The organism is Pseudoalteromonas sp. T1lg122 (genome assembly GCF_002964825.1).
Taxonomy (GTDB): Bacteria; Pseudomonadota; Gammaproteobacteria; order Enterobacterales; family Alteromonadaceae; genus Pseudoalteromonas; species Pseudoalteromonas gelatinilytica.
Window position 1 is genome coordinate 440,792 of sequence record NZ_PQCG01000007.1, and the last position, 22,531, is coordinate 463,322.

General features: G+C 38.8%; 20 protein-coding genes and 1 pseudogene. 4 read left to right on the forward strand and 17 right to left on the reverse strand.

Going from position 1 to position 22,531, the window contains the following annotated elements:
* Window positions 1-35: 35 nt before the first annotated feature.
* The 9 genes from C2M33_RS07415 to C2M33_RS07455 form a co-directional block, all read right to left on the reverse strand.
* Window positions 36-1,358 (reverse strand): Na+/H+ antiporter family protein, encoded by a 1,323-nt coding sequence (locus C2M33_RS07415; RefSeq protein WP_105174128.1) that lies wholly within the window; start codon window positions 1,356-1,358, stop codon window positions 36-38.
* An 8-nt stretch (window positions 1,359-1,366) separates the two neighbouring features.
* On the reverse strand, window positions 1,367-3,307 hold the full coding sequence (locus C2M33_RS07420; protein ID WP_105174129.1) for a transglutaminase family protein: 1,941 nt from the start codon (window positions 3,305-3,307) through the stop codon (window positions 1,367-1,369).
* Between the two features lie 2 nt (window positions 3,308-3,309).
* Window positions 3,310-4,269, reverse strand: coding sequence for a DUF58 domain-containing protein (locus C2M33_RS07425; protein ID WP_063705263.1), 960 nt, complete (start codon window positions 4,267-4,269; stop codon window positions 3,310-3,312).
* A 3-nt stretch (window positions 4,270-4,272) separates the two neighbouring features.
* Window positions 4,273-5,166: an AAA family ATPase gene (locus C2M33_RS07430; protein ID WP_063705261.1), complete on the reverse strand. Its 894-nt coding sequence runs from the start codon at window positions 5,164-5,166 to the stop codon at window positions 4,273-4,275.
* Window positions 5,167-5,173: 7 nt separating this feature from the next.
* On the reverse strand, window positions 5,174-5,569 hold the full coding sequence (locus C2M33_RS07435) for a response regulator (protein WP_063705259.1): 396 nt from the start codon (window positions 5,567-5,569) through the stop codon (window positions 5,174-5,176).
* A gap of 708 nt (window positions 5,570-6,277) precedes the next feature.
* The gene (locus tag C2M33_RS07440) at window positions 6,278-6,865 is read right to left on the reverse strand and encodes a hypothetical protein (protein ID WP_199776353.1); all 588 of its coding nucleotides are present in this window, start codon (window positions 6,863-6,865) and stop codon (window positions 6,278-6,280) included.
* 472 nt (window positions 6,866-7,337) lie between these two features.
* Window positions 7,338-9,002 carry a hypothetical protein gene (locus C2M33_RS07445; protein WP_105174130.1) on the reverse strand — a complete coding sequence of 555 codons (1,665 nt, stop codon included), beginning with the start codon at window positions 9,000-9,002 and terminating at the stop codon, window positions 7,338-7,340.
* Window positions 9,003-9,199: 197 nt separating this feature from the next.
* Window positions 9,200-9,580, reverse strand: a complete 381-nt coding sequence (locus tag C2M33_RS07450; protein WP_105174131.1) for a hypothetical protein — start codon at window positions 9,578-9,580, stop codon at window positions 9,200-9,202.
* A 59-nt stretch (window positions 9,581-9,639) separates the two neighbouring features.
* A complete protein-coding gene (locus tag C2M33_RS07455) occupies window positions 9,640-11,217 on the reverse strand; it encodes an ATP-binding cassette domain-containing protein (protein ID WP_105174132.1) in 1,578 nt (525 codons plus the stop codon).
* A 244-nt stretch (window positions 11,218-11,461) separates the two neighbouring features.
* Here C2M33_RS07455 and C2M33_RS07460 point away from each other — a divergent pair, with 244 nt between their 5' ends.
* A complete protein-coding gene (locus C2M33_RS07460; RefSeq protein ID WP_105174133.1) occupies window positions 11,462-12,169 on the forward strand; it encodes a metallophosphoesterase in 708 nt (235 codons plus the stop codon).
* Here the strand turns inward: C2M33_RS07460 and C2M33_RS07465 are convergent.
* The 5 genes from C2M33_RS07465 to C2M33_RS07485 form a co-directional block, all read right to left on the reverse strand.
* The gene (locus tag C2M33_RS07465; protein WP_063705156.1) at window positions 12,161-12,532 is read right to left on the reverse strand and encodes a hypothetical protein; all 372 of its coding nucleotides are present in this window, start codon (window positions 12,530-12,532) and stop codon (window positions 12,161-12,163) included. The genes C2M33_RS07460 and C2M33_RS07465 overlap by 9 nt on opposite strands.
* Window positions 12,533-12,729: 197 nt before the next feature.
* On the reverse strand, window positions 12,730-13,302 hold the full coding sequence (locus C2M33_RS07470; RefSeq protein WP_063705153.1) for a tRNA-(ms[2]io[6]A)-hydroxylase: 573 nt from the start codon (window positions 13,300-13,302) through the stop codon (window positions 12,730-12,732).
* A gap of 45 nt (window positions 13,303-13,347) precedes the next feature.
* Window positions 13,348-13,980 carry a sulfotransferase gene (locus tag C2M33_RS07475; RefSeq protein ID WP_105174134.1) on the reverse strand — a complete coding sequence of 211 codons (633 nt, stop codon included), beginning with the start codon at window positions 13,978-13,980 and terminating at the stop codon, window positions 13,348-13,350.
* Window positions 13,977-14,879, reverse strand: coding sequence for a substrate-binding periplasmic protein (locus tag C2M33_RS07480; protein WP_105174135.1), 903 nt, complete (start codon window positions 14,877-14,879; stop codon window positions 13,977-13,979). Before C2M33_RS07480 ends, C2M33_RS07475 begins: the two co-directional genes overlap by 4 nt.
* A gap of 1 nt (window position 14,880) precedes the next feature.
* Window positions 14,881-15,255 (reverse strand): MAPEG family protein, encoded by a 375-nt coding sequence (locus tag C2M33_RS07485; protein WP_105174136.1) that lies wholly within the window; start codon window positions 15,253-15,255, stop codon window positions 14,881-14,883.
* Between the two features lie 119 nt (window positions 15,256-15,374).
* Between C2M33_RS07485 and C2M33_RS07490 the strand changes: the two genes are divergently transcribed.
* Window positions 15,375-16,727 (forward strand): DUF2254 domain-containing protein, encoded by a 1,353-nt coding sequence (locus C2M33_RS07490; protein ID WP_105174137.1) that lies wholly within the window; start codon window positions 15,375-15,377, stop codon window positions 16,725-16,727.
* A 6-nt stretch (window positions 16,728-16,733) separates the two neighbouring features.
* Here C2M33_RS07490 and C2M33_RS07495 read toward each other — a convergent pair whose 3' ends face one another.
* The 3 genes and pseudogenes from C2M33_RS07495 to ggt all read right to left on the reverse strand — a co-directional run bounded on the left by C2M33_RS07495 (window position 16,734) and on the right by ggt (window position 21,211).
* The gene (locus tag C2M33_RS07495) at window positions 16,734-17,450 is read right to left on the reverse strand and encodes an SIMPL domain-containing protein (protein WP_063705144.1); all 717 of its coding nucleotides are present in this window, start codon (window positions 17,448-17,450) and stop codon (window positions 16,734-16,736) included.
* A 135-nt stretch (window positions 17,451-17,585) separates the two neighbouring features.
* Window positions 17,586-19,279, reverse strand: a pseudogene (locus tag C2M33_RS07500) (NAD-dependent malic enzyme).
* A 174-nt stretch (window positions 19,280-19,453) separates the two neighbouring features.
* Window positions 19,454-21,211: a gamma-glutamyltransferase gene (gene ggt, locus C2M33_RS07505; RefSeq protein WP_105174138.1), complete on the reverse strand. Its 1,758-nt coding sequence runs from the start codon at window positions 21,209-21,211 to the stop codon at window positions 19,454-19,456.
* An 85-nt stretch (window positions 21,212-21,296) separates the two neighbouring features.
* Between ggt and rrtA the strand changes: the two genes are divergently transcribed.
* Together rrtA and C2M33_RS07515 are read left to right on the forward strand one after the other, a co-directional pair.
* Window positions 21,297-21,881: a rhombosortase gene (gene rrtA / locus C2M33_RS07510; protein ID WP_105174139.1), complete on the forward strand. Its 585-nt coding sequence runs from the start codon at window positions 21,297-21,299 to the stop codon at window positions 21,879-21,881.
* Window positions 21,882-21,933: 52 nt separating this feature from the next.
* Entirely contained in the window at window positions 21,934-22,527 is a 594-nt protein-coding gene (locus C2M33_RS07515) for a hypothetical protein (RefSeq protein WP_105174140.1), read from the forward strand.
* The last annotated feature ends 4 nt before the right edge of the window (window positions 22,528-22,531 follow it).

Sequence of the window (22,531 nt, forward strand, 5' to 3'; positions counted from 1 at the left end):
GCCCCAAATGGGGCTTTTAAATAAGTAACTCTGCTTTACAACACCATTGCTGCAATCCAGCCTGCAATAAGTAGCGGAACATTAAAATGGATGAATGTAGGTACCACAGAATCCCAAATATGGTCGTGTTGACCATCAGCATTTAGACCAGATGTTGGGCCAAGTGTTGAGTCAGAGGCAGGGGAGCCTGCATCACCTAACGCACCCGCAGTGCCAACCAGTGCAGCTGTAGCCATTACCGAAAAGTTAAGCTCCATACAAAGTGGTACAAACAAGGTGGCTATAATTGGCACTGTCGAAAACGAGCTACCAATGCCCATGGTGATCAATAGCCCAACGAGTAAAATTAACGCAGCGGCGAGGGGCTTGTTTCCTTCAATCAACCCTGCGGCAGAGCTAACTAATGAAGCGACATCTCCCGTTGCTTTCATCACTGAAGCAAAGCCTTGCGCCGAAATCATAATAAAGCCAATCATCGCCATCATAGCGATGCCTTTACTAAATACATCGCCATTTTGCTCAAGTTTTACAACACCAAATAAAGTAAATATAGCCACCCCAACAAGACCACCAAGGATCATAGAGCCACTAATATTTTGTGCGACTAAAGAGCAAAGCACAGCAGTAATTCCCACTGCGAGTACTTTCTTTGGTTGCTCAATGACAACGTCTTGTTGCTGCTCTGTCAGGCTATGCGGCTCGTAACTACGGCGTTTTCTGTAACTGATAAAAACAGCAACCAATAGACCAAACACCATGCCTAAAGCAGGAATGATCATCGCCATTGGTACCTGCGTATTTACAATCTCTAAACCATTTTCAGTGAGGTTTTTATGTAAGATTGAGTACAAGTAAATGCCACCAAAACCATAAGGCAGCACCATATATGAGGTGGCTAAGCCAAAAGTTAAGATACACGCAATGGCACGTCTATCGAGACGTAACTTATTAAACACCACAAGAAGGGGCGGAATAAGAATAGGGATAAACGCAATATGTACGGGTATCAAATTTTGTGACGAAATCGCACACAGTAAAATGATACTTAATATGAAATAACTTAAGGTTGTTTCGCCTTGGTGGCTGTTGTCGTTAACCTGTTTAAGCAATTTAGAGGCTAATATACGCGTTAAGCCCGACTTAGAAATAGCCACCGCAAACGCACCTAACATCGCATAGCTCAGTGCTATTTCTGCACCGCCCGATAAGCCATCATTAAATGCATTAACGGTTTGTGATAAACCAAGGCCTGCGGTTAAACCCGCAACAATCGCGCTCACGGTCATCGCCACAATGACATTAATACGACAAAGTGTCAGGATCAGCATCAACATAACGCCGACAATTACTGCATTCATATTGTTCTCTATTTGGCTGTTTTGAGAGAGTTTAACAGAACTCGCACCTGGTTTTTGCGATTTTGAGTATATGATTGCTGTTGATAACGTACTTCGATGATTATTTGCTCAAATTCACTTAAATAAACTGCCGCCGTAGGCTTTTTCTGTTTGATAAGTGCAATATTTTGCAGTGGTGTGTTGGTTTCAAGAGGCTCAATACCTTGTTTTTTAGCCCACTGATAGAGCTTAGTGATGTCATCTACCAGTGGCTCTCTACTTCGAACTGGGCGTTTGTTATAAAAGAAATAGCCAGTAAAGCTTAGTAATAACGTACCTAACACTATTAATGGCGTTAGCCATGCCGATCTATTACCAAACAGTGAATCAAATAAACTTTGCTGAGATGCTTGGTCAAACGTAAGCACCCAGTTAGTCCATTTATAATCGAGCTCTTCAAGGTGAATTCGAAGCCAGTTTATTGCTTTAAAATGACTCCAACGTTTTAAACCAAAGTTAAGATTGTCGTTAAAGCTTTCATTTAAATCACCCAGTTGAGATAACGAACCATTTAAACGCTCAGGGGCAACTACAGCGGTAGCATCAAATATGTGCCACTTTTCATCGAAGAACACTTCAACCCATGCATGGGCATCGTATTGATAGATATTGAGCGTAGCGGCTTTAGTTTGTTCACCGCCTAAATAACCCGACACAACACGGGCAGGGTAACCAGCAACACGAAACATAAACGCAGCGGTGCTGGCATAGTGGCCGCAAAAGCCACGTTTGGTATCAAATACAAACTGGTCTAGCGTATTATCACCATACATTGGCGTAGGTGTTAATGTGTAAGCAAACTGCTGCTGATTAAAGTAATCAAGTAGTGCGTTAAAATAACCTTGCGCATTTTCATACTCAGCAGCCAGCTGGTTTGCCAGTGCCATTGTTTGTGGATTGGTAGTTTTCGGCAAGCGGGTGTAAATGCGTTTTTCAAAGTCAGTAAGGCTCAGAGTAGCCTCACTACTGGTTACCGCGTATTTAATGTTCTTGTTTAAATTGCCTTTACGTTTTAACAAACCATTGTAGGTATTAAACACATCTGAATTAGCACTTTGTGCAAAGCCAAGCCCAAACAACCAGTTTGACGATGAAGGCTCTGCAATAACCTGATAATCAATACGATTATTATGAGTCATAGAGCGGCGGACGGGATTAAATTGTTGCGACTTCAAAATGTCCGATATTAGCCATTCACTACCATTAAACTCATCATGAATAAGGCTGCGCCAGTAATAGGGGGGTTGTAGGGCTTGCCCTGGCTGTTGTTCTACCCGAAAAACCAAGTCATCAGACTCAGCTAATTTCGCAATAGAAAAGGGGTTAACTTGCTCTGATAAACCGGTTTTAGCAAGCTTTGGCCCCGGTAGCTGCCAAAATGCGGGGAGCTTGGGTAAAAATAAAATCAAAAAAGCGGCAATGGGTAAGGCCAATAATATGGTTTTAAAACTTTGTTTGTTAGCGGCCTTAAAGCTTTGCGGGCTAGTTAAGTAGCCAAGTACTGCAAAGTTAACAATATAAAGTACACTCACAACCAAGGTTTCGAACAACCCTTGATGGAACAAATACACCGTTGAAAGGTTAAAAAATACCAGTAAACACACAGTTTGATACTGTTTAACGGTTTTCGCTTGTAGCAATTTAAAGCTGCTAGCAAGTAGCATCATCGAGACAAATAACTTGACCGTATCGCTTACACCAACCAAAACAAATAAGGCAACTAAGCAAACTGCTGCTAAAATATTCGCAATCAGTCCATTTAGTTTTTTATAAAACTTACCTAAAAACAGATTTAAAAAACTCAGGCCTGCCAATATGGCTAAGAATGGGGTCGCTACTTCAGTAAACAAAAATCCACTAATAACAATAAACAGCAGTGATAAAACGCTATTTATAAGCGGCGTATTCATACTTAAAACTCCGCTAATGCCTGCAAGCAGGCTTTTTGGTGGTTGATCCCTTGGCCTTTTGCAATATGTTTATTGGGTAAGGTTAACGAAAACGCCATGTGTTGGTCGGTTAATTGGTTCACCAAAAAACATAACTGGCTTAATCGGTGCTCATTATTGCCACTCAACATATTGAAATTAAGCGCTAATTCCTGTGATGCATCACTGGTAAATTCTTTCGTTAATAGTTGCTGAGTTTTAGCGTAGTGTTTCCACGATACTTTATTAAGCGCTGTACCTTGCACAAAAGGGGTAAGTTGATGAAAGTCATCATTACCCGCTTTAACTTGTGCGTTAACGCCGTCGTGTTCGTCATTGTCATGGAGCTGAGTATCAAACTTTTCTGAGGCGATAGGCTGTGGGTAAACATACACCGTTTCGGTTGGTTCTATATAACTCCATACAGACACCAAACCAAACGGAAAGTGACTAATAATTTTAACTCTATCAAAGCCATAAACACCACGTTCACTGCATTTAAGTGCAATTTCAACGGTCTTTTTCTCTTTGCTTTGCAGTGACACAGTTTCAGATTCAAGGTTAAGATTAACCAGTTTTATAAGTTCACAGTGTGATTGTGCGTGAATTTGAAAACGCGCAATGGGGGCATTGGGCGCATAACTTTCATTTACTGATAGGTATTTAACCGACAAACCTCGCATATTTTTATAGCCAGTGAGTATCGCAAATACCAAAACGACCACCATTAAATACGCCATCGCTAAAATCAGGTTGTTTTGATAGTTAATCCCCATCACAAAGTTAAGCAAGGCAATTAGTAAAAACTGCCCACCGAGTTTTGAAGGTAATACATAAATGGTTTTATGTTTGAGTTCAATTTCGTTAGTTTTATGCTTGTTTTTTAATAACTTATTAAAAACGGATTGACGAAATTGATTAACAAAAGCAGGGCGCTTGTACATGTTTTACAAGCTTACAGGCACATGTTTAAGTGCATAGCCACTGTCACCAGCGTTTAAGCCAAGTCTGTGATCAGTCACACTAGGAAAAACCGCTTGTACATCTTCAGGCATTACAAAATCACGGCCTTCAATATACGCCCATGACTTTGCAGCGCGGGCAAGCGCAATACTGGCTCTTGGGGATAATGGGTTTACAAAATGGTTATCTTGGCGAGTAAACGCAACGAGCTCAAGGATATAATCAACCACCGCATTACTTATCGTTACAGTGTTAATTTCTTTTTGAATTACAGCAAGTTGCTCAGGATTAATGCGAACAGGTAAGTCGTCATAATTTCGGTTGTTTAAGCCTAAAATGAGGTTTTTCTCAGCGTGTTTATCAGGAAAACCTAAACTAATACGCATAAAAAAGCGGTCTAATTGCGACTCAGGTAACGGATAAGTACCAGATTGATGCACAGGATTTTGCGTAGCAATTACAAAAAATGGTGATGGTAGGGCGTGTTTAACCGAATCGACCGTCACTTGTTTTTCTTCCATTGCTTCTAACAGTGCACTTTGTGTTTTCGGGCCTGCACGGTTAATTTCATCACCTAAAACAACTTGGCTGAATACAGGACCTTGATGAAATGAAAAACTATGTTCTTTAGCATCAAAGATATTAGTACCAAGAATGTCAGAAGGTAATAAATCGCTAGTGAATTGAATACGTTGATACGACAACCCAAGAACTGCGGCAAGTGCATGAGATAAAGTGGTTTTTCCCATGCCTGGTAAATCTTCAATTAACAGGTGACCTTCGCTAAATAAGCACGCTAAGGCAAGTTTGATTTGTTGCTGCTTACCAAAAATAACCGTGGATAGGTCATCGATAATGAGTTGGATTGTCGAATTCATAAACTACTTAATTTGTTATGGTTTCCATCAATTCTAGACGTTTCATAACTGAGTCGACTTTTTTTGCGTTGAATGGTTTAGCGATAAAACCTTTAGCACCTAATTCCCAGGTGTTTTGCACATTCTCAAGACTATTATGGCCAGAGCACATAACAACGTGCGTATGAGGATGGTGGTCATTTAAGTATTCAAGAATTTCCGTACCGTCAGTGTTAGGTAGTTCAATATCAAGAAAGATTACATTAGGTGACTTTTCTTCAATAACCGTTTTAGCTGATTCAAAATCTCGACTTTCTAAAATATCGTCAAAACCAAGACCAGTTAAAATTTGATTTAGATAGTCGCGGATATCTTGCATATCATCGATTATCAAAATAGGTTCTAACGGCTTCACAAATTCCATATCGTTTACATCTTATCGTTACATCTCAAGTTGATAGTTTTAATATAAGTCATGAGATAACTAAGCTCAAGAAACATACACTAATAAAATGAATAATATGATAAAACACCACCTTAATGTCCGATACCGTCTAGTATTGGACTTAACATGCACAGAGAATAGGTATAGCTATATAGATACATTACTTCCTATAATTTATATTATGTTAAATAGCTTATTTATCTTTATAAGCAGGTTCATTAGCCGTTAGATTTTAAGGTTTTTTAACCCCTTTTTGCTTAATTTGGGTTTTCACGAATTTATAGCTTTCTATGCAGTTCTCATTTTTACTTTGTAAATTTTCAACAAAACTTACTTCATTCCAATAAGCCCACAACGGTGACTTTTTACAAACCTAGATTTTAAATGCCTTTCTTGTACGGCTTCACAAAAATATAAAAGCAATTTTGTTTTCATTGCCTGTAACCGTTATGGCTTTGAGTTCATTAACTATGACTTGTTCTACAACAAACTGTTCGTTATAACGAAAGCCACGTAGATGCCCTACAAACTCAAATTGGATAACGGTACGATTTGGTTTAAGTAAGCTAGACGCTGAATATCATTGGTAATGACTTAATCAAAATGAGTGTTCAACTGCTCTGTAAGAAATTACTATTTCTGAATGTAAAAATGATTTATTAATTTTAGACTTTCATGAATTGCCTGTTACTTTAATACGTAGCCAACTACGTACCAGCCAATTGGCCAAAACGCCAACAAACTATATGTGATTAGGTTTGCATTCCTAACTTTTATCTTAATGTTATTTTTACTAAGCCCTGTATCTGCAAGTATTTTCTTTGAAACTAAAAATTCAGACCACCATGATACAAAATAAAAAGGAATAAGTAGGAATAACCCAGCAAATAAAATCATCCAATGTAAGTCAGATTCATAAGGGATTAACCAAGGTGCTTGCCACGTTACTGCTAACATTTTGCCGACAAATGTATCTATGCCATACGCTGCGCCACCACCCGTCAGCACTTGTATTAAAACAAGAATAACCCAAGTTAAAGGAACCCCAACAATTGTAGATACTAAGTTTGAAACAAATGCCGTTTTTACCGATAGTACTTTGGTTAAATCTAGGCTCTTTCGAAGATATATTGCTTCAATAGCAATTATTGGTAACAAAGAGATCGAATACACAGGCACTGCAAGCATAATCATAGGTAGTCCTGCGTTTGCTGAAGCACCAATTGAGATAAAAGCGAGTGGCAATAAAAATAGATAAATTATGAATTTATTCAAAACTATCCTTAGTGTTCTGTTCTTCCTTATAGTTAACTGTCAATTTAACTTAATGTAATTTCCAAATCAAAGTCTACTCAAACTATCTGTTTATTTGCTTAATTTTAGCTAGGTATTTAGTTTGCATCGACTGCCATACCCTCCCCCTTATCTGCTTTGTTATGGTTTATTACTTTAATTATGATGTTTGGTTAAATTGAGATTTTTAACTTAACAGGCATGCTAACGAGTATTTTGCGTAGTGCTGGCAAATCTTTTAACGGGCATCGGCGTGATATAGCAATCTGCTCGTTTTTAGACTTGGCCGACACAATAAGCTGAGCTAATAACTCAATAAATGGCGCATGCACTGTTTTTGTCATGCGTTAAGTAAATCAATTTAGAGGGGGGCATTCCGCTGTAAAGTAGTTTTCAGCGTTGTGTTTTGCGGGTGTGTTATTAGGTTAAAATGAAAAGGCTTGAAAATGCAAGCCTAGTTGTTTAGGACATCTTGTGAATGCTCTAAAGCTTTATTTAGATAATGAAGTAAACCTTTCTTTAAGCCTGTAGGTTCAGTTTCTAATAACTCATCTATTAAGTTTTTCAAAAACCTGATTGTACCTTTTTCTTTCTCAAATCTTTTTTTAGACTCATTTATTTCATACCTCGTAAATAAGTAATAACCGAAGCAACCAATGTCTTCAGAGGTCCAATTATTAAAGAGTGTTCTCCAGTCTTTTTCTGAAAACTCGTTCAATATAGGCCTTAACTTGTAAGAGTTTCCAACGTATAACTCACAATTTGCAAATGAATTTTCCATTGAACTAAATAGCTTATCCAGTTCATCTTGATTTGTTATATACCTAAACTTACCAATATAAGCTTCGCAAAGGTTTTTATAACGTTCATCGCTTAAAGTTAAGTTATGGAACTTAGGAGAATTATGAAACTTTTTTTGGTCCGCTATTTTTGATATCTGGTTATATTCGATGTCTTTATCCTGTTCAATGTAACCGTTTGATACTAGGTATTCATGATAATAGCAACATTCAAAAAATTTCTTAAGATGGACTTCTTTCTCATTCAAAATATATGTCTTAAGTTCGCGAATACCTTCACTAAAATCGGTTTCACTGAGCCTATAAGGCTCCTGATAGAGCAACTTATCTAATGGTTTTCCTTTTAGTGGTAAGTTTTCATGATCCAATATATTTTTAGTGTCTACATAAGAACCAGTAAAATAATTAATAAAGTCTTCATTAAGTAAAAACGAATGCCTAACCTTTAGCTGGATAGATTCGTGCTTGTTTGCTGGTTGAGATATTTCAGTAGTTGTTTTGTTGTCAATATAGAAAAGTTTAGCAACTTTAAAACTATCTTCTATTATGTTGTTTTTTATAACGTCTAAATCTAATTCATAATCTGAACTAAATTCGGAGAACAATGCTTCTGAACGTTTAAACAGTCGACTTAATACTCTTAAATTTGTTAAATTCTTGGAATCAATTTGATGAATGATTTCAGCTCGTTTATCTTTTAAATGGTACAAGCTTTCTTGCAATATTTCGAAAAGATCTTCTGGTGTCGGATTAAAAGAAATCACTTCCGAAAAGATTTTTTCTGTATATGTTTGTTCGATTTTCAAGGTGTCTAAATCAGTTACAAACAAAAACTTATTTTTCTTATCTTCACTTTTCTCTGAAAGATTTAAGCATTCACCCAAGATTGCTTTTTTTAGGCTCTTATCTTCAAGGCGCTCAATGTCATCAATTATAAAAATTTCATCATCAATGTTTTTCAACATGTAGTGTTTTACTGCACCAGTTGAACCTTTTATAACACTGCTAATAGTGTTATTACCTCCTATGTGTTTTTCAACAGAGCTAAATAGATCAAATAGTTTTGTTGTTGCAGTATTATCATGTTTTTCTTCTAGATAAACTTTGGATACTAAAAGATCTTTAAAATCTTCTATCGATGTAATCCCCATTAATGATAAGTAGTGTACTTTCTTGTCGTGTTTTGTAACTAATTCTGTTGTAAGGTGATTTTGAACATAAAACGTTTTACCAATTCCCCATTTTCCAGAGAAAGCAACAATTGGAGGAAAAGAGTCATCTTCAAAAAGATCATGGATTTGAGTGGCATAGTCTTGCATTGTAACTTCCTTATTTTTCTACAAGCTAATTCATAGCTATTAGTTTTTCAACCTTTTATACGCCCCTATACTCTTCCATTAAACCCGTTTCATCAAAACCCAACACCTTACGTTGGTTGATGTATCAGTTTGATAACTTTCATCAAAACTCAGAGTAAGTTAACAAAACTAGTAAATATCTTTCTAATTAGTTGAATTCACTTCCCCCAATTAAACGCCTTAGAAACCCCCAGCGCTATTTCATGCAATACCACAAAACCCGCTCCATATAGGGTAGCCCAAACTGGGATGATGATAAAATCGAGTGTTGAGGTGGATGATGAAACGGCGACTTCTTGGTAATTTGTAAGCCAAGGGTAAAAGCCAAAGCAGTAAAAAATAATGATTGGAGCTGAAAAAAGTATTAAACGCAGTTTTCGCTGTTTAAAAAATGGGATAAATGAGCTACCTAGCATTAGTAATAACGGCACGAACACGTAGATCACCGAGGTAAAATCATTGAGCGTCATGCTTAAACCTATGGTTACTATCAGCATGAATAAAGCAGTAAAAATGCGGTAAGCGGCTGTAAAATTCATTGTCATTCCTTGTAATGTACCTACAACCACCCTAGCACGCTTAATTATAAATGGCTATTTTATAATACAATTTGCCTATTACAGCCGACACTTTCTACAAAGTATTTATCATGGCTTACGAGTATAAACCCGCTTTTAAAACCCTGTAATGAATGAGCCAAGAGCTGTTTTGATTCAAGGTCGAGATGGTTATCGGGCTCATCGAGTAACAAAAATGCGGTGCTTTCAATATTACTGACGATACACATGGCGAGCTTCATTTTCTCGCCACCACTCAAAAGTGCGGCATATTTAAAAACAGCGTCTTTTCTAAAGCCAATACTGGCAAGTAGAGTACGTACGGTGCTTTCATCTAGGTTTTTACAGTAAGTCATCACGTTTTCAAGCAGAGTTAGCTCGTTGTGTATTAATGTAAAATGTTGGTCTAAATAATAGAGTGCTTGATTGCAATGTAACTGCCCTGCTATTACTGGTATGTCGTATGTCAGAGTTTTAAGTAAGGTTGATTTACCAGTACCATTTGCGCCCGCTAAATGAATTTTATCATCACTGAATACCTGAAAATTAAACGGCTTTTGTGTTCCGTGTGCTAATACCACATCCTCCAGACTGAGTACCTTTTGATGCTTAGCATCATCTGACTGCGCTAAATAAAATTGCTGCGCTTTAACATGTTCAAGCTGGCTAGAAAGCTCTTGTTTATTACGAGTGAGCATACCCTCTCGCTTAGCGGCGTTTTTACTTTGTGATGATAAATTAGCGCTGGCTTTATCTTTTTTAGCATCCATAAGCACTTTGGGCTGGCTGCCTGATTTTCTGAGGGCTGCGCCCTGGCCTGCTCGTTTTTCTACTTTTTGCTTTTGTAGTTGCTCTGCTGCCTTGAGCTTACTTCGCTGTTTAACAACGTGGTTTAATTTATTTTCAAGGGCAGCAACTTGCTGCTGCTTTTGAGTCTGGTACTCAGAAAAACACGTACCATATTGTGTTAAACCCAGGGTTGTTAGCTCCCAAACTTCATGGGCATGTTCTAATAATTCTTGGTCGTGACTTATAAGTAATAATTGGCCTTTAAAGTTGTGTATTTGCTTTATAAGCCAGCTTTTACCTTTTGCATCTAGATGGTTTGATGGCTCATCCAGTATTAAAATATCGGGCTTTATGCAGGTAAATAGTGCCCAAAGCTTTAATAGGCAGAGCTGGCCGACACTTAAATGTTTACTTAATGAGTTTTGGGTTTTATTCTTAATCCCAAGCCTTAAAAGTTCTGCGTTAAAGCGCTCTGCTAAGTCCCAATTACCCTCAACCGACATTAAGTTTTGTTCTGTAACTTGCCCTAGGTTTATTGCATCAAGGGCTTTAAACACTGGCTCTAGCCCTATAGTCTCTGCAATTGTTTGGTTATCAGCCTGATTTACATCGTTCATTTGCCTGTAAAAACCGAGGGTTGAATGACAAACAACCGTACCAGAGCTAGGCTCTTTTTGCTTAGCAAGTATTGACGCTAATATTGATTTACCGCAGCCGTTCCTGCCGACTAACGCGGTGACTTTAGCTGTGAGTGAAAATGAAAGGTCGTTAAATACAACATCGCCATTGCCATGTTGATAACATAAATTAAAAGCTTGAAGTTGTGGCATAGTGCCTCCTGTAATACAGGGGCATAAGCGTGTGATCACACGAGATGTAACATAAAAAAGTGATAGTGAGCAACGCCTACTAACCCTGTTGGTCCAAAAAGATAAATATGAAATTGGATAACAGGTTTAGTTGTTCATGTTGGCGGTAACTCCTAAAAAGTGAGGCTAGATAATAACCACCCAGTGCTCAAATAGCAAAGAGTTATGTTAGTCTTAAATTATTAGCTGCTTAAAGGAATGTATTTTGAATTTAGTTAAAAGCCCACTTGCCTCACAAAACCCAATTCAAGTTAAGATGCAACTTGAACAAAGCAAACGTGTTTTTGTTATTGGCGATTTAGATGCAGATTTAACTAAATTTGAACAAGCGCTCTGCTCTGTTAATTTCAACCCCAGCGAAGATATCTTGTTTTCATTGGGTGATGTGATTGATCGGGGTGAGCACAGCATTGCGTTACTAACACGTTTTAAAGAGCTGGGTGTACATATGTGCCTTGGTAACCACGAGCATATGTTGCTTGAGTCATTACTTGCAAATGATAAAGGTTACTACCGTTTATGGGTTGAGAATGGCGGTCGCTGGCATCTAGAAGCAACCGATGAAGAGCTCGCCTTTGCCTGTAAGCAACTACTTAACTGCCCGCTTTCTTACTATGTTGAATACGGCAGATTAAAAATTGGTTTATCGCATACCACCCGTGCTGATTGGGATTGGCAAAACCCACCACAAGAAATACAACAAGCGACTGGCGCTTTACTTTGGGACAGAAGCTTAACCAAAGCGAAAAAGCCTTTAATAAACCCAAGTATCGATTTCTCGGTGCATGGCCATAACACAACCAATCAGCCCTATTGGCTAGGCAATACTTATCATCTAGATACCAATTATCTCAGCGGTAAGCCCACCATTGTTGAGCTTAACACGCTGATCATGCAGTTTTTATCAATGTAAACTTGCCAGTCGTTCGACTGTTTGCTCTTCAAGATACTTTTTGTAGGTAAGCCTTGCATGCCACAATTGCTCATCAGTCTCTTGAATATAGATAATTGGGCCAGCAATTTTACTCGCTAAACTTGTTAGTTTACTGTACTCACGGGTATCAATTTTGCCATCGCTAAAGTAGCTTTGTGCGGTATTTAAAAACTGATCATCTTTATAAATATCACTATGCCAAATAAGCGAGCGATACATACTGGCGGTTATTTCGGTAGGTTTATCGTTGGAGCGGAAAAGTTTCACTTCGGTGTAAATTGAATTACCGGTAATTACAATCCCTATTAACGACAACGTCGTGAGAGTCATCATCCATTTCATGCTCTATTCCTCACAGTTAGGTACTAAATTAACTATAGGAGAGAAAGATGAATGTATGCTGTTTATTTAATCAATTAGGATTGTCGAAACTATTCTCAAGATACTTAATTATTGTTTTTAGTCCCTAATTTACTGCTTTAGAGCGGAACCTTTAATTTGTGTATTAAGCCAAAAGGCCTAATACACAAGCACTACAGCTAGTGAAGCGCTGCTGTAAACGGAATATTTTTACAAATTTCGGCTTCTGCGATAAGGATTTCTTCGAGGCGTGCATCAACCTCTTGCTTATCAAAATACTCGTAGGCAAGTTCAACGAATAAGTTTTTATGTTTTTCTTCTGATTTTGCAATCGCTACATAAAACTCTTTTTCTTTACCCGCTGGTAAGGCTTCTGCGACAAGCGAGAAACGCTCGTGTCCGCGTGCTTCAATAACGCCTGCCACTAATAAGCGGTCCATTAAAAATTCATCACGGCCATTTCTAAATACCGCACGAATTTGTTTGATGTAAGGATCTTTTTGGTCATTACCAAGTGATACATCACGTTCCATTAATAGCTTTAAAACTTGCTTAAAGTGGATCATTTCTTCCAGTGCTAGGTCTGTCATGGCTCTAACAAGCTTACGACGGTCTGGGTAATGAGAAAGCATAGACATAGCCATACCAGAGGCTTTTTTCTCTGCTGCAGCATGATCTTGTAAAAAGGTATCGAAGTCAGCTAAGACACCTTCTGTCCATTCAAATGGTGTGTGGTATTTCAATTCAAACATGATAAGGAACAACTTAACTTATAATGGCGGCGATTTTACCGTATTTTACGTGTGATTATAACCAAGAGATTTATCAATTTTACCACTTCGCGTCGATGACACTTTATCTGGATGCTTTATATCATTCCACGCTGTGACCTTACCTCCCATATTGAGCTGTTTAAAGTTAATTGGCTGATGAGTGTTTAAAAACTGTTGAAGTAATTGCGGGCTGTTTGGGTCGGCTACATCCAGTGTTAATAACTGCTGTACACGGCCTTTAAAATAATCTTTCACTTGCTGTTGGTGACGGTTATAACACGCAGTTAGATATTCATCAGATTCTATCTCTTCCAAGCTATACTGGCCAAACACATCTAGATAACAGCGCTTTAAATGGCTATTAAAGCCACCATCTGGACGCATTAAATTAGTATGCATTCGTACTAATAATTGCCTAATCGATGGTAGCCACTTAGGTAAATCGCGCTCAAGGTTGATAAAGCGGCTATTTGCAAAGTGCTTATCAAGTAAGGCGTATTCACTAAATACCGGGGTATCGGCAATAACATCCGCAGTTGTAATTGCTTGTTGGGTATAGGCTGTATGGGCGGTTTTATATCCGAGTTGTAAAAAGCTGTTACAGATACTGGTTGTGCCGGTTCGTGGTAAACCGATTATAAAAATTTTAGAGCTCATGGCACCTTATCAAATGATAACCACAGCGATTTGTCGTTGACTGGGGTTAACCTTGGTAAATCATAATTGCGCAATTCTATAACAATTTTGTCGTGTAGGTGGGCGTTTTTAATTATTTCGCCATTGTACTGATAAAAAAGCTCATCAAACTCCCCCGTCTCACGCATGATTTTTAAGCCCTTATTTACTGCTTTTGCTATTTCTGGGTTGTTCTTATTAAAGAAAAAATAGATTGGGCTTTTATACTTAAGCATTAGCTGAGGCAGTACCGCCAGCGGCATTTGGTTTTTGAATACTGCATATTCGTCTTTGATTTCGAGTATAGAACGAGGAAATAAATCGCCACGTCCTCTTTCAAGCATCACAAACAAAAACTCTAAGTCTAACGAGGTAGACACAACTAAGCCGTTATCACGCAATATTTTGGTATCTGGCCAATCCTGACCTTGTAAAAAGTAAATGTGTTTTAAATCGCCTAAGGTTTTAAGTTGACTCAAATGCGCTAGATTTTGCTCATTGATAAACATCATACGCCAACCAAACAAGCCTTTGAAAAGCGGCACGCGTATTGGTAATAAACGCTCTTCTCGTTCTTTATCTGTCATGGTCCAGGTAACATCAATGGTGCCTTTTTCAATTTCTTTTAAAACACGATTTTGCCCTAACACTTCTGCTGCCGGTGTAAGTGTGTATTTGTAACCACTTCTTTTTAATGCCGTTTTAAGTACGAGCAATGGGTAATAGTTTTCCTCGATGAGGCTTGGCATGGTTTTAGGATAAATAATATTGAGTGTAGATGGTGGGATAGCGGCTTCTTTTTTGCCATTGATTGTTTTTACTTCAGCAACGCCTGAAACCGAAAATACCAAAAGTAGTAAAGTAAAAACAATCTTCTGCATATTAGAATACCTGTGTAACTAATAACATCACTGCACTGATTAAAATTGTTAAGAAAGTTAGCATCATCCCTAATACACGTAATTTCATCAGATTATCAGCGAGTGCATAACTATGACAAAAACGGCCAGCAACCAGCATTGCCCCTAAAATATAGCAAAAATGGCTTGGAAGACCTTGGTACTCTAATAAAAATAGCAGAATCAGCGAAAATGGCACATATTCAATAAAATTTGCATGGGTTCGAATAGCCGCTTGTAGGATAGCATCACCACCATCGCCAAGTGAGATACGCTTTGCTTTACGCAGTTTAATGACACGAAAGCTAAGTTGAATGTATAAAATCGCCAAAATGGCAGCAAACGTTGAAACAATCACAGTTTTTCCAATTTTTATTTAAAGTTAGACGCTTAGCACTGTTTATTGCTAGGCTATTAAGTAAGTAGTTAGGTTAGCTCAGTATGATATTTAATGTCTAACAGTTCTTAAGGAAGTGCATGTTTACGCCAAGAAAAATTGCCGATAACTACCGCGAAATGATCAGCAGTATCGGATTTTACCCATCAATGCTCTCTGTGGTGTTTTTAGTATTTGGATTAATTACCACAGCGGTCGAGTATTCATCATTATCAATGGAATTTAAAAAGCTAATTGGTGTGTTATTGGTCGATAGCGAAGAGAATGCCAGAACCATTCTCAGCACCCTTGCAGGTAGTATTATCTCATTAACCGTTTTTAGTTTTTCTATGGTTATGGTGGTGCTTAATAGCGCCAGTGCCAGCCTATCACCACGTGTATTACCAGGGCTTATTACCCGTAAGTCGCACCAATTAGTACTGGGCTTTTATCTTGGCAGTATTATCTACACCATATTAATGCTGATAAACATTCGCACCATTGGTGATGGCGACATGGGTATCCCATCGCTCGGGATCTTCTTTTCATTGGTGTTTGGGTTAATTTCGCTGGGCTTTTTTGTGTATTTTATTCACTCAATTTCAAAAGCAATTCAGGTCGATAATGTACTCAATGACTTGTTTAAAAATACCAAAGGCGAGCTTAAATGCATAATTGAAATGCAACATGAAAACCCTGTCGAGAATTTTCCTGAGTTTGATGATTGGCATAGTATTAAAAGTAAAACCGAAGGCTACTTTAAGGGAACTCACACCGATAAATTGTGCGCGTTATGTCAAGAGCATGGCATAAAGATTTATATTTCGGTTAAACAAGGCTTCTTTACGGTTAAAGGTTACCCGTTTTTAAAGTGTGATACTGATTTAACGGATAAACCAGAGCTTGTAGAGCAACTACTTGGCTGCTTTATCTTTTATATTGAAGAATACATCAGAGATCATTATCGCTACGGTATGACGCAAATTTCAGAAATCGCAGTTAAAGCCATGAGCCCGGGTATTAACGATCCTGGTACTGCGGTAAAAGCCATTGATATGTTGAGTATCTTGCTGATCTTGCGATTAGATATTTACGATGTGAACTACTCGCTTAAACGATGCGAAAACAATCAACCGCACTTGTTTATACACGAAACATCATTCGATGAGCTGCTGCACGATAACTTCACGCCAATTCGTAACTATGCGAAAAATGACGCCTATGTAATGGTGAATGTGTTAGAGGCCTTTAAAAACATCTTGTTTAGAGCATCTGATAACGAAAAAGCGACAAACAGTTTGTTTGTTTACTTAGGGGCGATTATTGAAGATATAGATACGCATATTAGTAATGAGTACGACCGTGAGCAAATTACTAATATGCTAAAAGCGATTGCTCGTATTTCAGAGCAACAAGGTGAAAAATTGCTGGCAAAGTTTACCAGCAATCAATAATTTAACTTAGTTTTCGATTAGATATACCGCATAGCTGCTTGCGGTAATAGTAAGCTCACCACCGTTGTATGCATCAGGTACATAATTATCTGGTGCAGCTTCGGCCATAACCATTTTGCTGGCACGCATATAAGGTTGACTACCTGTATCGAGTGGGCTGCTTGACGCTGTATAAAGGCCTTTAAGTTCAACCCCATAATCATTAGCAAACTCTTTAGCAGCAGCACGCGCATCTTTAATAGCTAGCTTTTGCGCTTGCTTTTGTAGCTCTTCATAGCGGCTTGATACAAATTGCGTTTGGTTAATTTCATTGATACCCGAATTCACTAGTTGCTGAAGCATAATCGGGTACTTTTTAATATCCGTTAAAGTAACCGACAGACTACGTGTTACTCTATAACCTACAAAGTCCTGCTTACCTGTTTCACGGTTGTATTCTGTTTGGCGATGAATTGAGATATTAGAGGCATAAATGCCTTTTTCTTCTACGCCTTGGCTTTTTGCAAGCTTAATTGCTTTCGCCATGGTTGCATCCGCTTTGTTTTTCGCGGCAATTAAATCTTTATCTACTTCAACAATACCTACCGTCAGTTTGACGTTATCAGGAATTGCTTTAACAGTTGCGTTACCTTGAATATAAATATGCGGCGCATCTGGTGTTGCTTCTGCTAACACATTAAAACTTAGCGCGGCGGCCATAGCGGTAAAAACTAACTTACGCATAATACTGTTCCTTAATTAAAAACTCCGTTCATTATCACCTTAAAGGGTTAATTGAATCTGAACAAGACTCTATTATCCAGATATAAAAAAACAGGCATTAAAAGCCTGTTTTTTCAATTACTCAAACGTTATAGCTTAGATGCTACGACGCTTGTAGTTACGGTATTCTGGAAGCCAGTAGTTTTTCTCAATTGCTGCCCATAACGCTTCATCGCTCAGCTCAAGTGCCACACCTTCTTCCATCGCTTTTTTCGCTACTGCAAATGCAATACGTTTACTTAGCGCTTGGATTTCAGTCAGCGCTGGTAATAAGCTGCCCTTACCTGTGTTAGCTCTAGGTGAAGACTCAGCCAGCGTTTCACTTGATACAATCAGCATTGCATCATGATGCGTGTTGCTTTAGCAGCGATAACACCTAAACCAATACCCGGGAAAATGTAGCTGTTGTTACATTGTGGGATTGGGAAAGTTTGGCCGTTATACTCAACCGGATCAAATGGGCTACCAGAGGCAACAATCGCTTGACCGTCTGTCCATTCGATAACATCTGAAGGAAGTGCTTCAACTTGCTTAGACGGATTACTTAGCGGGAAGATAATCGGTTGTGGGCAAGATGCATGCATTGCACGAATAACTTGTTCAGTGAATAAACCAGGTTGACCAGATACACCAATTAAGATGTCTGGTTGAGCACAATGCATAACATCTAATAGTGATGCGTACTCACCGCTGTATGTCCATTCAGCAAGATTGTCTTTAGATTGGCAAAGCGCTTGTTGGAAATCACGTAAGCCTTCCATACCATCAGTAAGTAGACCAAAGCGGTCAACCATAAAGATTTGAGAACGCGCTTGCTCATCGCTAATGCCTTCAGCAACCATGGTACTGATAATTTGCTCAGCAATACCACAACCCGCAGAGCCTGCACCAACAAACACCACTTTTTGCTCAGAAAGCTTAGCACCTTTAACGCGACATGCAGCCAATAATGAACCTACAGTAACCGCAGCAGTACCTTGAATGTCATCGTTAAAACTACAGATTTCATCGCGGTAGCGTTTAAGTAATGGCATAGCATTTGGTTGTGCAAAGTCTTCGAACTGAAGTAACACACTTGGCCAACGACGTTTCACCGCTTTAATGAATAGATCTAAGAATTCGTCGTACTCTTCTTGTGAAATACGCTTATGACGCGCACCCATGTACATAGGGTCGTTAAGTAGTTTTTCGTTGTTAGTACCAACATCTATCATCACTGGTAATGTATAAGCCGGGCTAATACCACCACATGCTGTGTAAAGTGATAATTTACCGATTGGAATACCCATACCACCAATACCTTGGTCACCTAAACCAAGAATACGCTCACCGTCTGTTACAACGATAACTTTTACTTTGCCTTTAGTCGCGTTACGTAAAATATCATCAATTTGGAAACGATCTTCGTATGAAATAAATAGACCACGGGCACTGCGGTAAATGTCTGAGAATTTTTCACAGGCATCACCTACTGTCGGTGTATAGATAATTGGCATCATTTCTTCAAGATGATCACGCACTAAACGGTAGTAAAGTGTTTCGTTGTTATCTTGAATTGCACGAAGGTAAATGTGCTTGTTTAAATTATCATTAAAGCTTGAATACTGTTGGTAACAACGCTCAACTTGCTCTTCAATCGTTTCATAACGCGGTGGCAGTAAACCGGCTAAGTTGAAACTTTCCCTTTCTTTTTGTGAAAATGCACTGCCTTTATTTAATAGTGGCGTTTCGATCAGACCTGGGCCTGAGTAAGGAATATAAAGATAATTCGGATCGGTATTTGTAGTCATATTTCCAAGCTTTGATGCGTCATAATTATGACCTGACATTATTACTCTTGAAGGTGAAATTGCAATGACAATTCACCTTGTCAGACCATTGAAGAAAATGAATTTTATGCTCTAAATAGCATAGCAGGTAGTATACATGAAAACTCAGCAGCTTTAAGGCTGCTGAGCTTGTTTTTAGTGGCTTTTATCACTTAAAGCGATGCCTTCGCGGCGCGGATCGGCAGCACCGTAGAGTTTACCGTCTTTAACTTCAACAGCATGTAAACCAGAGTTTAAATCTAGGATACGAACTGTGTGTCCGCGGTTAACAAAATCAGCTTCTGCCTCAGCAAGTTCAGTGCCCTTTTCAAGGCTTGTATAATTATTACGATTAGTAATACGTGGCAAGTTAATAGCTGTTTGTGCATCAAGATTCCAATCAAGTACACCTACAACCACTTGAGCAACGTAATCAATAATACGGCTACCACCCGGTGAACCAACCACTAAGCGTAAGCTGCCATCTTTGTTAAACACCATAACTGGCGACATTGAACTACGCGGGCGTTTACCTGCTTCAACACGATTAGCCAATGGCTTACCATCTTTGGTTGGCGATAAAGCAAAGTCTGTTAGTTGATTGTTCAAAATATACCCGTTCACCATTACGGTTGAGCCAAACGCCATTTCGATAGAGCTTGTCATAGACACCGCATTACCTTGACTATCAACAATCGATACATGGGTCGTTGAAGGTAGCTCGTAAGCATCATCTTGTGCGTACGCAAGTGAGTTTGGTGGTGTGCCAGCTTCTGCGTGAGCATCTTTTTCAGAAATAAGCTTTGCACGACCTGCAAGGTAGTTTTTATCTAATAAACCTTGGGTTGGGATTGGCATAAAGTCAGGGTCGCCCATATACACGTTACGATCAGCAAATGCTAAACGCGATGCTTGTGTAAAGTAATGCAGCGCCTGTACTGAGTTTGGTTTAAGTTTAGCCATGTCTTTGTGTTCAAGTAAGGCTAAAATCTGTAACACAGCTACACCACCACTACTTGGTGGTGCCATTGAGCACACTTCGTATTGGCGATAATCAACGCACACAGGTGCTCGCTCTTTGCTTTTATAATTAGCTAAGTCGTCAACCGTTAAAGTACCCGGTGCAACTGCTGAGTTTTGCACTGCATGCACAAGCTCTTTAGCGTTATCACCTTTATAGAAAGCATCAATGCCTTGTTTCGCAATATCTTTATAAAGCGCGGCAAGTTCTGGGTTCTTTTTCACCGTGCCAACAGCAAGTGCTTTGCCATCTGGGAAGAAGTAATCACGAATAACAGGCAGCTTAGTAACCCCAGGGTTTAATTCTTTAACCAGTAATTGATGTAAACGCGGCGATACAACAAAGCCTTGCTCAGCTAATTCAATAGCAGGGCCAAACAAAGTTTGCCACTCTAACTTACCGTAACGCTTATGGGCAGTGGCAAAGGCATCTAAAATACCCGGTACACCAACAGAGCGACCACCTACTACAGCTTCAATCCATTTCACTGCTTTACCATGTTTATCTAAAAACAATGTTTCGTCAGCATGGCTTGGTGCAGTTTCGCGGCCATCAAAGCTGGTTAGGCTTTTTGTTTTGTTGTCGAAGTACATCATAAATGTACCCCCACCGATCCCCGACGATTGTGGCTCTACCAGTGTCAGTACTAATTGGGTTGCAATGGCAGCGTCAACCGCTGAGCCACCTAATTCAAGCATTTTTTGACCCGCTTTTACTGCATAAGGGTTTGCTGCAGCGACCATGTATTTATCGCCTTCAACAACCTGTTTATGAGCAAAGCCCGTTGCGGCTTCAGGTTCGCGGGTTTCAACTTTTGCAGGAGTCGCGAAAATAGCGGTTGAATAAATTAATGAGGTGGATAGAGCTAATAGCGCTTTGGTTTTGAATAACATAAATAAACTTAATCCCGTAGTGTATTTGGCATCTTAAAATTAAACGTGCACAATAGGCGACAATCTCAGATACAACAAAAATAACATGATAAACCTGCCCCTGAAACTAGAATATATTCTGCCTCCTTTGTGTTTAGTACTACTTAGTTCCTTGTTTGCACTATTCAACTTAAATGAATATCTTGAATTTAACCGTGAGTTAGTTGCAAATGGTGAGTTTTGGCGTATTTTCACCAGTCAATTCGTACACGCTAATTGGCCTCATTTAGGCTTAAATTGTGCCGGAATTTTATTAATTTGGGCTCTGCACGCTGAGCATACAAGCCCGCCTCGTTATGCGTTTAATATTGCCATTCTTGCATTATGGTGTGGATTAGGTGTGTGGCTATTTTGCCCAGATATCCATATTTACACCGGATTAAGTGCCCTACTGCATGGTGTGATTATTTGGGGAGCAGTAAAAGATGTACAAGCAGGCATGTTTTCAGGCTGGTTATTGTTTGCTGGTACTTGGGCTAAAGTGATTTGGGAGCAAATTGCAGGCCCGAGTGAATCTGTGAGTCAGTTAATCGCCTCTAATGTTGCCATTGACGCCCACTTTATCGGTGCGATTGGTGGCACTCTACTCGCTTTGCCTGTCTTTATAAAAATAATAAAAAAGCGCGGGTAACTTTACTCGCTCTTTACAACTGCTCTTTGTTAACTTGAAAAATGAATTTTAAATGAAAGAAAATAAAGGCCGCCTTTATCTAGGCTTCATCCTACTTTGCCTTTACGGCCCATTGCTGCTTGGCATTTTAAGATCATGTATTAATTTAAATTTTGCTTCACCAAAGTATATGAGTGATGTTTCTCAGGTAACGAATGTAATTATACTTGGCTCATCTATTTTGGGCTTCACATTATTGCTAATGAAATACCAAGAAGTTAGATCGCTTTTTAAAAATAGAATAATTGCCAACACGCTAATTATTATTAGCTTTTTGTATGCTTGCTTAATGTTCCTTGCTGCGGGGTTAGTTGTTTTTTTGGATGCATCTTTCGGTTCAAATAAAGATTACATTTATCATGAGCAAACATTTAATGACCGTACTTTTTATGTTTATACAGCTGACCCAGGTGCTTTTGGAACTGCTCACCATTATGTGTATTTAAAGTGCCCTGCTTCTTTTAACCGCTATGAATTGGAGTTAATAGCCAATATATCATGGATGAGAGACTATAAAATGAGTTTAGAGGGTGATAATTTAATTTTTGAAAACGACTCAGAGGAAGGCAAGACAGTACTTGATGTGAGTGAATTTTACTGCAAATAACCCT